Below are 13,297 nucleotides of genomic sequence, written 5' to 3'. Positions count from 1 at the left end.
CCCAGGACCACAGTGGTTCTCATTCCGCCACCGTTTCCAGGGTACACAACAGCATCCAGCTCGACGAGGCCAACTCCGCTACCGGCGAGTCCCTTCGCACGTCCAGTCCAGCGGCGTCGTATTCAACCGCTCGCAGTCGTCTTCGGTGACCATCACAAGGTCCTCGAGTCGGACCCCGAACTCACCCTCGAGGTAGATTCCCGGCTCGACGCTGAAGACCATGCCCGGCTCGAGGGCCTGGTCGTTGCCCTCGACGATGTAGGGCGGTTCGTGGACCTCGAGGCCGACGCCGTGGCCGGTGCGGTGAACGAAGGCGTCGCCGTAGCCTGCGTCGGCGATAATCTCGCGGGCGACGGCGTCGACCGACTCGGCCGTGACGCCGGGTTCGACGTGCTCGACGGCCGCCCGCTGGGCGCGGGCGACGGTCTCGTGTACCTCCCGATACCCCTCGGGCGGGTCGCCGGCGAAGACCATCGTCCTGGTCTGGTCGCCAGGATAGCGGGCTTGCCCCGACTCGAGGTCCGCGTCGACGAACGCGCCGAAGTCGAGGACGACCGGATCGCTGGCTTCGATGGGGCGGTCGTCGGGCTGGTGGTGCGGGCGCGCCCCGTTCTCGCCCGCGGCGACGATGGTGTCGAACGCGGTGCCGCGACCACCCTCGGCCTCGAGCAATCGATCGATCTCCTCGGCGAGTTCCCGTTCGGTCAGCCCGACGACCGCCTCGCCGCGCTCGCGGAGCGTCGTGGAGACGCGGTCGGCGAGGGCCCCTGCTCGTCGGAGAGTCGCCCGTTCAGTTCGATCCTTTCGCAGGCGAAGGGACTCGAGCACATCGCTCGCGAGGCCGTACGTCGCGTCGGGAAACAGACCGCGAACGTCCTGGGCGAAGGTCGTCCAGAGGCGGTCGTCGAGCAGAATCGTCTCGCCGGCCCCGAATCCCGGCTCGAGACCGGCGGTTTCGAACGCGCTCGAGAGCGCATCGACGGGGTCGTCGCCGTCGTCCCAGAGCATGACGTGGTCGATGGGCGCGGCCTCGAGATCCGCCTCGTACATCGCGGGCGCGACCACGACCGGCGGCCCGTCGCGGGGAACGGCTGCCAGGAAGTGGCGTTCGGACGGCGATTCCTCGAGGCCCGTCAGGTAGGTGAGTGCCGGCCCAGGCGAGGCGATCAGTGCGGCGCCACCACGGTCGGTGAGTCCTCGCTGGCACTGCCGTACTCGTTCGGCGAACGGCTCGTTCATGGCTGACGATTCAGGGGGAGCCCCTTGAGCGTTGCTCGAGGCGCCGGTCGTCGGTCGCTGGTCGCTGATCGCAAGTCGCTGGTTCACGGTTTGATCGCCCGGTCGCCGTCACCCTCGAGCGCCCGTGAATGTCCCTGCAGCGAGCCGGTTAGGGTGGTGTATATCAATGGCCTGTGACTGCAGGCCGCGAACGAAACAGTAGGGCAAACGAGGAAATTTCATAGATGCGATCTACGGAGCGAGTAGCGGTGGCGGAGTCGAATCATGGGAACGATTTACGGGACGACGGTAGACGGCTCGTGACCGACGGTGGCGCCGATTTCGACGCCCCGGAATCGCTACTCGTCGTCTCGAACCGGCAGCCGTATCGTCACGAGTGGGCCGACGGTAGCTCGCGCGGGGACGACGGCGACGGAGCCGGGAACGGCGATAGCGACGAGAACGGCAACGGCGACGGAGCCGGGAACGAAACCGACTCGAGCGAGCGTGACGTCACCGTCGACGAACCGACCGGCGGCCTGACCGCCGGACTCGACCCCGTGATGCGAGCGACTGGCGGCACCTGGATCGCGTGGGGCGACGGCAGCGCCGACCGCGCGGTCACCGACGAAAACGACCGCGTCGACGTCCCACCCGGAAGCGATGATCAGTACACGCTGCGGCGGGTCTGGCTCTCGGACGAGGCCGTCGAGGGCTACTACACGGGCTACAGCAACCGCGTCCTCTGGCCGCTCTGTCACGGGATGACCGAACTGCTCGAGTATCGACCGACCGACCTCGAGTGGTATCGTCACGTCAACCGGCAGTTCGCCGACGCCGTCCTCGAAGAGGCCACCGACGAGTCCGTGATCTGGCTCCAGGATTACCACCTCGGGCTCGCGCCGTCGATGATCCAGGCGAAGGCACCAGCGGGTGCGACGGTCGCTCAGTTCTGGCACATTCCGTGGCCGGACCCGTCGTCGTTCGCCGCCTGTCCCAACGCCCGCGAACTCCTCGTCGGGCTGCTCGGATCCGACGTGTTCGGCTTCCACGTCGAGCGCTACGGGACGGCTTTCCTCGAGTGCGTCGAGGAGACGCTCCCGTCTGCGACGGTCGATTACCGCGAACGTACGGTCCAGTACGACGGCCACGAGACGCAAATCGTCGCGACGCCGATGGGCGTCGACGCGAGCAGCTACGAGGAACGGGCCCGAGAGATCGGAGACGACAGGTGGGATTCCCTGCGCGAACGGTACGCCATCCCCGACGACTGTGCGGTCGGCCTGGGCGTCGACCGACTCGACTACACCAAAGGAATCCCGGAGCGACTGGCCGCCCTCGAGCGTCTCTTCGAAGGCTACCCCGAATGGCGCGAGTCGTTCACGTTCCTCCAGAAGGCGACGCCGAGTCGGACGGAGATTCCGAGTTACGATCGACTCGGACGGCAAGTTCGATCGACCGTCGACCGGATCAACGAGCGCTTCGGTACGGACGACTGGCAGCCGATCATCTACACGGAGGACTTCCTCGACCGCGCCGACCTGACCACGCTCTATCGGGAGGCCGACCTCCTCGTCGTCAGTTCGGTCCGCGACGGCATGAATCTCGTCGCCCAGGAGTACGTCGCGTCATCGACCGACGGTGATGGCGCCCTCGTTCTCAGCGAGCACGCGGGAGCGGCCGACGCACTCGGCTATCCGTCGTTCACGATCGACCCAGCGGATGTCGATCGGTTCGCGCGAACGATCGCCGACGCGCTCGGAGCCCCGAAAAGCGAGCGCACGACCCGAATGGCCGCCCTGCGGAACTACGTCTTCGAACACGACCTCGAGTGGTGGATGAGCGAGCAGTTCGCCCACATCGAGGCAGCCCGATTTCCAGCAACCGACCGACGAGTGAACGACGTGTCACGATCCCTCTGAGTCCCCGATGTCCCTTCAGCAACGAACGACCCGAGACCTGCAGGAACGCCTCGCGACCGGACTCGATCGCCACGACGAACTGCTGGCGTGTTTCGACTTCGACGGCACGCTCGCCCCCATCGTCGACGACCCCGAGCGGGCGCGACCGCTTCCGGCGGCCGAACGCGCCATCGAGCGCCTCGACTCCCACGAGGACGTGACGACAGCAATCGTCAGCGGGCGCGCGCTCGCCGACGTCTCCCGGCGCGTCGACGGACCGTCGGTCTACGGCGGGAATCACGGCCTCGAACTCGCGCGGGACGACTCGGTCGCCGTCCACCCCGTCGCACGGAAGCGATCCCGGCTGGTCGAGCGGTGCTGTGACGTCCTCGAAGACCGCCTCCAGGGCGTCTCCGGCTGTCGCGTCGAGAACAAACGACTCACGGGAACGGTCCACGTCCGCCACGTATCGCGGGAGATGGTCCCGGTCGTCGAACAGGAGACGCGAGCGGTCGTCGACCGGGTCGGAGACGGCGACCTGGAGTGCAGTCACGGCAAGGCCATCCTCGAGTTCGGCCCGCGCGTTCCCTGGACGAAAGGCGACGCTGTCTCCTTGCTTCGGTCGAAGCGAGCGCGGGATCCGTTCGTCCTGTACGTCGGCGACGACGTGACCGACGAGACGGTCTTTCGTCGCCTCGGCCCGAATGGGCTAGGGGTGGCCGTCGGACGAGCGACGGAGACGGCCGCCTCGTGTCAGGTTCGATCGCCTCGAGCCGTAGCACACCTCCTGGACTGGCTCGTCGACGCGACGGCTGGGCGGTTCGAGTGAGGGCTGGAGATAGCTGTTCTACGGACACTCAGAAGTCGGCGTCTAAGGGACACTCGGCAATCGACGCCCAGTAACTACCGCAGATTAACGCCACCCTTGTATTCGCGTAACGTCGACTCCGCACAGAGCGAAAATCGGTGAGTGAGCTTTCGGTCCGGGTGTGGCGGGGGGGTGTACTCCTGACCACACCGAGACTCCGCGGAGTCGAACGACGAATCCCACGCGTAGGCGCTCATCATCGGCGTCGACACGGTCGCTTGGTTGGCGACGTACGTCCGCCCGTGCTCGTGGCGAAGCCCGAGCGTGTGGCCGACCTCGTGAATCACGACCTGGATGGTGAGGTTGGGTCGCGAGTACGGGAGTTCGTCCGCCTCCTGATCCGGTGGCTCGAGTTCGGCGATGTGACGCGCCCCGCCGACCGAGGCAACGTGTGGAATCGCGTACCCTGTCGGTGACGTGTGCATCGGCCCGTCGGTGACCAGCAGGTTGACGTCCTTCGCGGCGTCGATCGAACCGATCCCCGTCGCCCCCGATCCGACGGCCATGGGCCACCGGCCCGACCGGACGGGTCGGGCCCCGTCCTCGGAATCGACGGGAACGACGCCACCGAAGGAGACGTCGACGTCCCAGAACTCGTACTCGAGCGCGGCCTCGATGTGGGCCGCGAGCAGGTCGGCGATGTCGTACGTCGAGGCCTGCTCGGTCAGCCAGAACCGCACCTCGATCTCGGTCGCCGGCTCGCGCGTGGCGTACCTGAGCGTTCCCAGCGTGCCCAGTGATCCGACCCCGGCGAGAAACGACCGACGCTTCACGCTCGGAGCGTTGAACGAAACCATCTAGAAACTTGGTATTCACATCGCCATCCATTAAGTGTGTGACACCGGCGCAGGTTCACTCGCCCGCGACATCCCGCTGCCACTGTCACTGTCGCGTATCGATCGCTCGCGTCTTCACCCGTCGCTGGCCCGTCGCCACCCTGATCTCGAGCCAGTCGGGCAGGTCGCTGGCGGCGACCGGCGTCAACGACAGGAGCGCGTCACCGTCGGCGACCAGTCGTCGACCGGATCGGTGGCGGAGACAGGGCTCCCACGTGCCCGAGCGGTGCTTCTCGAGGACGTCCCAGCTGGTGTAAAATCGTCCGTCCGATCCCAGGTACACGGTTCCGAACCGACCGCCGCCGACGTCATCGTTCCCGTCGCGCTCGCCTCCCATCGTGGTCGACTCGAGAGTGGGATACCAGCCGTATTCAGTTACGGGTGAATATACGGTTCGTTTATCAGTCTCGATGGGAGACTGGTCTCGACGGTGTCTGGTTTCAGGCGGTGGCGAATCGGCGAATTAGCGAATTCGATTCTATCAGTCGTCGAGCTAATCTCGGGTCCACGAGCATCCTCGGGCGTTCACGAGCGGGGCACGACCGATCACAATAGATATGTGTTCGGATATCGGAAGTAAATACAATGGATGCGCAGCGAGCGACGTATCAGTGGGGGCGCATCGCTGCATTCCTCCTCGGAATCGGTCTCCTCGTCGTCGCTCTCGAGATGGGGTTGTTCGGCATCCTGCCGATCCGCTCGCTGCAGGGCTCTGTTCGATTCCCGCCGCTGCGTTCCTCTACAGGGTGACGAACCTGTCGTGGCGATCAGCCGCACTCTCCGGGCTCGGGGCCGGTATCGGTGTCGCCATGGGAACGTATCTCAGCGGAACCGTGCTCGCGATGGTGTAGGCGAGTCCAAGGGGATTTTCGTAGTCAACTGGACCGCTCGAGACCCACTCTTCAGTGACGTGTTTCGGTTCTCCGTGAGGAACCTGTGAACTCCTCCGAGACTCCCTATTGATCCTCCTTTACGCTCGTCCGGACGAACCGTCACGACCAAACCGCCGCCAACCGCGACCACCTCGATTAAGTATCCCGCGAACCGCCTCACACGCATGAACGACACGCGACGCGCCGTCCTCGAGGCGCTGGCTGATGGCCCCGTGTCGGGGCCGGACCTCGCCGCCGACCTCGAGTGCTCGCGCGCGGCCGTCTGGAAACACGTCGAGGCCCTCCGGGACGCCGGCTTCGACGTCGAGAGCACCGGATCGGGCTACGTCCTGGCCGGCGATTCGATCGACGCCTACTCCGGGCCGGCGATCGAGTATGGTCTCGAGGCACCGTTCGCGGTCGAGTATCACGAGACGCTCACCAGCACGAACGATCGCGCACGGGAACTCGCGGGACGCGGCGAGACCAATGTCGTCGTGGTGGCCGATCAGCAGACTGAGGGACGTGGCCGCCTCGAGCGCGCCTGGGACGCCCCCGCGGGCGGCGTCTGGCTCAGTATCGTCTGTCGACCAGAGATCCCGCCCGCTCGCGCGCCCCTCTACACCCTCGCAGCCGCGGTCGCTACGGCCCGGGCCGCTCGAGAGGCGGGCGTCGACGCGGCGATCAAGTGGCCCAACGACGTGATCGTGCCGGTCGGCGACGGGGGCGATTACCGCAAGCTAGCCGGTATTCTGACGGAGATGGAGGGCGAGACAGACCGCGTCGCGTGGCTCGTCGTCGGCATCGGCGTCAACGCCAACCTCGAGGTCGCCGACCTGCCCGAGGGGGCGACGAGCATCAGCGACGAGGCGGGGGCCGTCGATCGACGTCGTTTCGTCCAGCGAGTGCTCGAGACCTTCGACGAGTACCGGTCGGATCTGGACGCGGTGATCCCCGCCTGGCGCGAGCTCGCGGCGACGCCCGGCCAGCGCGTTCGGGTCGAAGTCGCCGGAACCGAACTCGTCGGTCGAGCCGTCGACGTCGACGAGCACGGCGCGCTCACGGTTGCGACCGACGAGGGCGATCGGACGGTGACGGCAGGCGACTGCGAGCACCTTCGCCCGGTCGAGTGATCGGCGTCGAACGGGCTACTCGACGGTCGCCTGGGCGTTCTGTACGCCCTCGAGTTCGTCGTCGCGGTCGCCGTCGACGCGAACGGTCAGGACCGGGACGCCAGCCCGTCTGACGACGCGTTCGGTGACGCTTCCCAGGAGGAGGCGGTCGATGCCGCCGCGTCCGTGGGTCCCCATGACGACGAGGTCGCACTTCTCGGGTTGGGCCTCGGCGACGATCACCCGGCTGGGCGAGCCCTCGAGCACCTGCGTCTCGACAGTTACGTCGTCGGGTGCGAGTTCGACGACGCGCTCGACGGCCGCTTCCCCCTCCTCCCGGAGTGCGTCGGTGATCCCGTCCCACGCGGTCTCCATCGGCAGCCCGCCATAGTTCGCCGCGTTGACCACGTAGATCGCGCGCACCGTCGCGTCGTGGAGCCGGGCGAGGTCGATGGCGTACTCGACTGCACGCTCGCCCTCGACCGAGCCGTCGGTCGGGACGAGGATACACTCGTACATGTGTTATCGTGGTACATACTCGCCCGACAGATAAGTACGTTGCTGTAGATTGGGATGTGAAGAATTATAATCTAGTGGTACCACTAAGTTGTCGATGGCAGAGACGCAACTACAGGCTGCCCGATCGGGGACGGTCACCGACGCGATGGCACGAGTCGCAGAGCGAGAACAACGCGACCCGGAAACCGTTCGGAAGGCAGTCGCCGACGGACGCGCCGTTATCCCAGCGAACGTCGGTCACGACGCGCTCGATCCGATGATCATCGGCCGCTCGTTCGCGACCAAGGTCAACGCCAACATCGGTAACAGCGAGACGACGAGCGACGTCGAGACCGAACTCGAGAAGCTTCACACGGCAGTGCACTACGGCGCCGATACCGTCATGGATCTCGGCACGGGAAGCGACCTCGATCGGATTCGAACGGCCAACGTCGAGCAATCGCCCGTCCCAATCGGGACGGTTCCCGTGTACGAAGCGGTCAAACGCGCCGGTTCGCCCGAAGACCTGACGACCGAGCTGCTGCTCGAGGTGATCGAAAAGTAGGCTCGACAGGGCGTCGATTACATGACGATTCACGCGGGAATCCTCCTCGAGCACCTGCCGCTGACGGAGGGGCGAACGACCGGAATCGTCTCGCGAGGAGGCTCGATCCTCGCGAAGTGGATGGAAGCCCACGGGGAACAGAATCCGCTCTATCAGGTCTACGACGACATCTGTGCCATCTTTGAGGAGTACGACGTGACGTTCAGCCTCGGAGACAGCCTCCGCCCGGGATCGCTGGCCGACGCCTGCGATGAGGCGCAGTACGCCGAGCTCGACACGCTGGGACACCTGACGCGGCGGGCCTGGGATCAGGGCGTCCAGGTTATGGTCGAGGGGCCCGGCCACGTCCCGATGGACCGAATCGCCGAAAACGTCGAGCGTCAGCAGGACGTCTGCGATGGCGCGCCGTTTTACGTCCTCGGGCCGCTGGTCACCGACGTCGCGCCGGGATACGACCACATCACGAGCGCCATCGGGGCGGCTATGGCGGCCAGAGCCGGGGCCGCGATGCTCTGTTACGTCACGCCCAAAGAACACCTCGGGCTGCCAGAGAAGGACGATGTTCGAGACGGACTCGCGGCCTACCGGATCGCCGCCCACGCCGCCGACGTCGCGAACGGCCGCCCCGGGGCTCGAGACTGGGACGACGCCCTCTCGGAGGCTCGGTACGCGTTCGACTGGTCGACCCAGTTCGACCTCGCCCTCGACCCCGAGCGCGCCCGGTCGTTCCACGACCAGACGCTCCCCGGTGACAACTACAAGGAGGCTCGCTTCTGTTCGATGTGCGGTGTCGAGTTCTGTTCGATGCGCATCGACCAGGATACCCGCGAGGAGGGAGAACTGGGTCGACTGACGGGACGGACGGATCTCGAGACTTCGCCGGCCGCTTCAGTCAACCTGCCGCCAGTTGGCGTCCACGACGGGGGTAAGGTTGTAACCGACGAGACGAGCGTCGAGAGAGACCGCGATCCGAATGTCGACGCGACCACCGATTCGCGCTAACGTGCGTGCTTTCGGACATGAGCGCCCTGAATACGACCGCCTTCGGACACGAGCGCCATCGAGCCATCGACCGATGGCGTCCACCTCTTCGGAAGGGTCGACCAATGACGTCCACCTCTTCGTTGGATCCGTCCGTCGGTGGATTCATTTGGCTGTCAGCCGTCGCCGCCAGCATGGAGACGAGACGCATACTGCAGGTCGACGCGTTCACCGACGAACCGCTAGCCGGAAACCCCGCCGGCGTCGTCCCGGACGCGAACGACCTCTCGGAGACGCAGATGCAGGCCATCGCCAACGAGATGGCCGTCAGCGAGACGGCGTTCCTCCTCGAGAGCGACGACGCCGACCGCCGAATCCACTACTTCACCCCCACCCAGGAGGTCGACCTCTGCGGGCACGCGACTATCGCCAGCTTCGCCTGGCTCGCCGAGCACGGCGACGTTGAGCCCGGAACCTCGACCCTCGAGGCGAACGTGGGAGTCCTCGAGATCGACGTCGAGGCCGACGGCACCGTCTGGATGACCCAGGACGCCCCGACGATTTGCGAGGTCGACCTCGAGTACGAGGACGTCGCCGACGCGCTGGGCGTCGACCAGGCGGGGCTCGAGGGCGTCGCCGCGGACCTCCCGCTGGCGGTCTCCTCGACCGGCCTCCCGTTTCTGCAGGTCCCGATCACCTACCTCTCGGACGTGGGCGGGGCGGACCCGGACGTGAACGCCGTGGCGGCGCTCGCCGACCGGGTCGACGCTGCGGGCGTCTACCTGTTCACGTTCGACGCGCTCGAGGCCGAGTCGACCCTCCACGGCCGAGCGTTCGCCCCGGGGGCCGGCGTCCCGGAGGATCCCGTGACCGGCACCGCGAGCGGCGCCTGCGGCGCTTACCTCGAGCACTTCGGTGCGTTCGACGACTTCCCCGAGGAACTGCGTCTCGAGCAGGGCCACTACGTCGACCGTCCGGGGCTCGTTCGCGTCCGCGTCGACGATCAGGTGCAGGTCGGCGGCCGGGCGGTGACAGTCCTGGACGGCTCGTTACAGGTTCCCGAAGCGGAGGCGGACGACATACTCGAGGCCTGAGTGTCGGTTCGAGAGGCTCTGTTGAAACCCTTAGAGATTGATACGAATCGCGTGCTGAATACAGAGGATAGATTCAGCGAACGACTTCATGGTTCTGAGTGATTTGCGCTGGATCAGCCGATCGATAAACTGGCGAGTTGATCAGTGGGATTTCTGTCAGCTAAGACGCTGTTCGGTGGGTCGTAATGAATACAAGATATTTATTCAGGAGGCGTCGATAGTCGGTCAATAGGGATGTGTGGTTAATCGGTAGAGGTCGTCATTCACGTAGATCGTCTGCAGCTGGTAACGTGAACGAAAACGTCGCTCCCTCACCCGACTCGGACTCGACCCGAATCTCACCGCCGTGTCGCTCGACGATGCGCTTACAGAGTGCGAGACCGATCCCCGTCCCATCGTGTTCCTCGTGGCTATGGAGGCGTTGGAACACCTCGAAGACCCGGTCGGTATCGGTGGGGTCGATGCCGATTCCCTCATCGCGAACCGAGATACGCCACTTCGATCCCTCGCGTGCTGCCGAAATGTGAACACGGGGCGGCTCCTCGCCGCTGTACTCGATGGCGTTGCTCAACAGATTCTGAAACACCTGCCGGAGTTGGCCGCCGTCTCCGTGAACGTGCGGGAGCGACTCCGCCGTGATCTCTGCGTCTGATTGCTCAATCTTGAGCTGAAGATTCATTCGAACGTCTTTAAGCACCTCTTCGAGAGCAACCGATCCGAACGGTTCGCCTCTCGTTTCGACGCGGGAGTATTCGAGCAGGCCGTCGATCATCTCACGCATCCGTTCGGCACCGTCGACGGCGAATTCGAGGAACTCCTGCCCATCCTCGCCCAACTCCTCATCGTATCGGCGCTCGATGAGGTTGAGATAGCTGGTAATCATCCGGAGCGGCTCTTGAAGGTCGTGTGAGGCGGCGTACGCGAACTGTTCGAGACGTTCGTTGGACTCCTCGAGTTTGCGTTGATACCTCTTGCGCTCCGTGATGTCAGTAAGCGTCACGACTGCGCGACTCACGTCACCGTGTTCGTCCTCGACTGGCATCCCATGCTCCATAATAATACGCTGCTCATCGTCGAACGTACTGATTTCGTAGATATTCGGTTCAGTGACTTCTTCGCCGCGGAGCACTTGGGACATCGTCCACTCGTCTGGGTCGACCGGGTCGCCTGATCCTGCCCACACCGCGGAATACTTTTCGTACTCATCCACCGATTCCGCATCGAAGACATTGCCGCCCCATATTTCCTTTGCAGTGTCGTTCGCTCTACACAGTGACCCGTCTTCATCCGCGACTACAACACCGACGGGTAGCACTTCGAATAGCGTTTCGAGTTCCTTCGTTCGCTCCTCGAGTTTGAGTTGGGCTCGTTTTCGCTCCGTGATGTCGGTCAGTGCCCCGGGGAACGTCTGGGCGTTCCCGTCATCGTCGCACTCGACGTGACCGCGGGCAACTACCCATCGAAGTTCATCGTCGGCGTTCCAGACGCGAAACTCTGCTTCGAATTCGCCACAGGTCTCGATTGATGTACCAACCTTTCGTTCGACACGCTCGAGGTCGTTCTCGTGGATCGAAGTCAAGTACTTATCAGGCGGGATACCATCACGAGCGTCATCAGGATCGATCCCGAACAGCGTGGCGAACGAGGCACCGGCGCGCAGCCGATTTTCGGGGACGTCCCACTCCCACGTGGCAATCGCTCCGGCTTCGGTTGCGGCTTCCAGTTGTTCCTTCGCGTCGTGCAGATACTGCTCACGCGCTTTCCGCTCGGTGATGTCGGAGGCGATCCCAACGATTCGTGCTACCGTTCCGTCTTCGTCGTGAACGGCGTTTGTCCGGTCGTGGATCCACCGTTCACTGCCGTCGGGGCGGACGATCCGGTATTCCGTTTCGTACTCGGTCTGTTCGGTGACCAGCTTCCGAACACGGTCTCGGTCATCCGGATGGATCGCATCGACGAACGCTGTTGGATTCTCGTAGAGGTGCTCACGGTTTTGGCCCCAGATGGTTTCGTAGGATGGGTTAACGTAGTGTATCTCGTCTCCATCGACCGATTCGATATAGACGACTTCTGTGAGGTGATCGGCGAGCTGGCGGAATTTCTCCTCGCTCTCGCGGAGTTCCTCCTCTTGTTCTTTCCGTTCGATTTCGGAGGTGACCAACCGACTTAGCAGGTCTACCAGCGTGATTTCCCAGTCGGAAAACGGTTCTTCGCGAACATCGTCATCGTAGAAGCAGAACGTACCGTACAGGTCTCCGTCCTTAAAGACAGGCGCGGCGAGGTAGCACGCGATTCCCCACTCAGCGTTCTCTGCTCGGTCAGCGAGTGCCGGCGCGTCGGCGGCGACGTCTTCGAGGACGAGCGACTCTCCAGTGCGGGTCACTCGTTCACACACCGTCGCCGAACGCGGAACGACATCTCCTGCCTGTATTGTGCCGTCTGGTGCGCGTACGACCTCGAAGCGGTACTCATCTCCGTTGACGTGCGACAGAGAAGCGTACTTCGTTCCAATCACGTCCTGCCCGATACCTAACAAACTATTGACTTTCTCCTCGAACGATCGCTCTCCATCAGAGATGACCTCGTGAATCTCGCGTAACGTCGCCTCTTGTTCTTCGAGTCGTTGTTCCGGTTTTTCACGGAAGGTAAGTGTCCGCTCCGTCTGGTTCTGTTCGGAGGTTTCGTGAACGATATCGAACGTTCCATAGAAGTCACCATCGTCGGTAAGAAGGCTCAGTCGGACTTCACAGGGTTTCGATTCGCCATCGGCAGTTTCAATCAACAGGTCGAACGTTCGTTGGTTATCCGGGGTTTCACCGCTTTTGAGCCGGTTGCGAAGGTTCTCTTCAACGCGTTCGATCGCGGCCTCCTTGAGGAGAAGCGAAACGTGCGAGCCTACGAGTTCCTCGCGGCTGTAACCGGTTATCTCAGTAATAGCATCGTTAACCCCGACGAACCGTCCATCGGAGTCGAGTTGATAGATCCCGGCATCTGCCGTCTTAACAAGGGTTTGATAATTTTGGAGGGCTTGATCGGCATCTACATTCCCCCAAAATGCAGTTCCGGTCATATCCGCTATTTTCATATACAGGTCTGTAGCCTCGAATGCGGTTAAACCCTTGTACGGGTGTCTTTTTTCGTGCGCATTCAGCCAGAAAGAGATGAAATTCGTCATCCGTATTCAACACGCGTTTCCTGACAGGGTTTAGGCATGCTAACACCTGTCTCGGTATATTGTCCTCCTGTACCGAGCGGCTCCCACTTTTACCGATTGAACAGAATCTCGTGTTGCATTCGCGCTGTGTATGCAGCACCAGCTCAGCAGACTATCGTTTTTCTGGCAGCTCGAGGC

At 63.7% G+C, this 13,297-nt stretch carries 10 protein-coding genes and 2 pseudogenes; 6 read left to right on the top strand and 6 right to left on the bottom strand.

From position 1 onward, the window contains the following. Nucleotides 1–78 precede the first annotated feature (78 nt). A complete protein-coding gene (locus AC6I65_RS07245; protein ID WP_497901257.1) occupies nucleotides 79–1,239 on the bottom strand; it encodes an aminopeptidase P family protein in 1,161 nt (386 codons plus the stop codon). Between the two features lie 299 nt (nucleotides 1,240–1,538). Between AC6I65_RS07245 and AC6I65_RS07240 the strand changes: the two genes are divergently transcribed. Together AC6I65_RS07240 and otsB are read left to right on the top strand one after the other, a co-directional pair. Next, a complete protein-coding gene (locus AC6I65_RS07240) occupies nucleotides 1,539–3,140 on the top strand; it encodes an alpha,alpha-trehalose-phosphate synthase (UDP-forming) (RefSeq protein WP_497901256.1) in 1,602 nt (533 codons plus the stop codon). 7 nt (nucleotides 3,141–3,147) lie between these two features. Then, nucleotides 3,148–3,948 (top strand): trehalose-phosphatase, encoded by an 801-nt coding sequence (otsB, locus tag AC6I65_RS07235; protein WP_497901255.1) that lies wholly within the window; start codon nucleotides 3,148–3,150, stop codon nucleotides 3,946–3,948. A gap of 74 nt (nucleotides 3,949–4,022) precedes the next feature. Here otsB and AC6I65_RS07230 read toward each other — a convergent pair whose 3' ends face one another. Continuing rightward, nucleotides 4,023–4,784, bottom strand: coding sequence for a peptidase M10A and M12B matrixin and adamalysin (locus tag AC6I65_RS07230; protein ID WP_497901254.1), 762 nt, complete (start codon nucleotides 4,782–4,784; stop codon nucleotides 4,023–4,025). Between the two features lie 85 nt (nucleotides 4,785–4,869). Beyond that, nucleotides 4,870–5,160, bottom strand: coding sequence for a hypothetical protein (locus tag AC6I65_RS07225; RefSeq protein ID WP_497901253.1), 291 nt, complete (start codon nucleotides 5,158–5,160; stop codon nucleotides 4,870–4,872). A 248-nt stretch (nucleotides 5,161–5,408) separates the two neighbouring features. Between AC6I65_RS07225 and AC6I65_RS07220 the strand changes: the two genes are divergently transcribed. Together AC6I65_RS07220 and AC6I65_RS07215 are read left to right on the top strand one after the other, a co-directional pair. Next, nucleotides 5,409–5,573, top strand: coding sequence for a hypothetical protein (locus AC6I65_RS07220; protein WP_497901252.1), 165 nt, complete (start codon nucleotides 5,409–5,411; stop codon nucleotides 5,571–5,573). A gap of 307 nt (nucleotides 5,574–5,880) precedes the next feature. Then, entirely contained in the window at nucleotides 5,881–6,828 is a 948-nt protein-coding gene (locus AC6I65_RS07215; RefSeq protein WP_497901251.1) for a biotin--[acetyl-CoA-carboxylase] ligase, read from the top strand. Between the two features lie 15 nt (nucleotides 6,829–6,843). Here the strand turns inward: AC6I65_RS07215 and AC6I65_RS07210 are convergent, their stop codons facing one another. Then, complete coding sequence (locus AC6I65_RS07210; protein ID WP_254155928.1) at nucleotides 6,844–7,326, bottom strand: universal stress protein; 483 nt, start codon at nucleotides 7,324–7,326, stop codon at nucleotides 6,844–6,846. 94 nt (nucleotides 7,327–7,420) lie between these two features. On the opposite strand from AC6I65_RS07210, the pseudogene thiC reads away from it, so the two are divergent. Beyond that, a pseudogene (gene thiC / locus AC6I65_RS07205) lies at nucleotides 7,421–8,872 on the top strand (phosphomethylpyrimidine synthase ThiC). Between the two features lie 173 nt (nucleotides 8,873–9,045). Continuing rightward, a complete protein-coding gene (locus tag AC6I65_RS07200) occupies nucleotides 9,046–9,945 on the top strand; it encodes a PhzF family phenazine biosynthesis protein (RefSeq protein ID WP_497901250.1) in 900 nt (299 codons plus the stop codon). A 259-nt stretch (nucleotides 9,946–10,204) separates the two neighbouring features. On the opposite strand, the gene AC6I65_RS07195 is transcribed toward AC6I65_RS07200, so the two are convergent. Both AC6I65_RS07195 and AC6I65_RS07190 read right to left on the bottom strand, forming a co-directional pair. Beyond that, complete coding sequence (locus AC6I65_RS07195) at nucleotides 10,205–12,523, bottom strand: PAS domain-containing protein (protein WP_497903175.1); 2,319 nt, start codon at nucleotides 12,521–12,523, stop codon at nucleotides 10,205–10,207. A gap of 129 nt (nucleotides 12,524–12,652) precedes the next feature. Then, nucleotides 12,653–13,015: pseudogene (locus AC6I65_RS07190) on the bottom strand (PAS domain S-box protein); the annotation flags it as partial. Nucleotides 13,016–13,297: the final 282 nt, after the last annotated feature.

It is taken from the genome of Natronosalvus sp. KLKA75 (assembly GCF_059736265.1).
The sequence above is the reverse complement of the archived record's forward strand: the minus strand, read 5'-3'. Positions and strand labels throughout refer to the sequence as shown.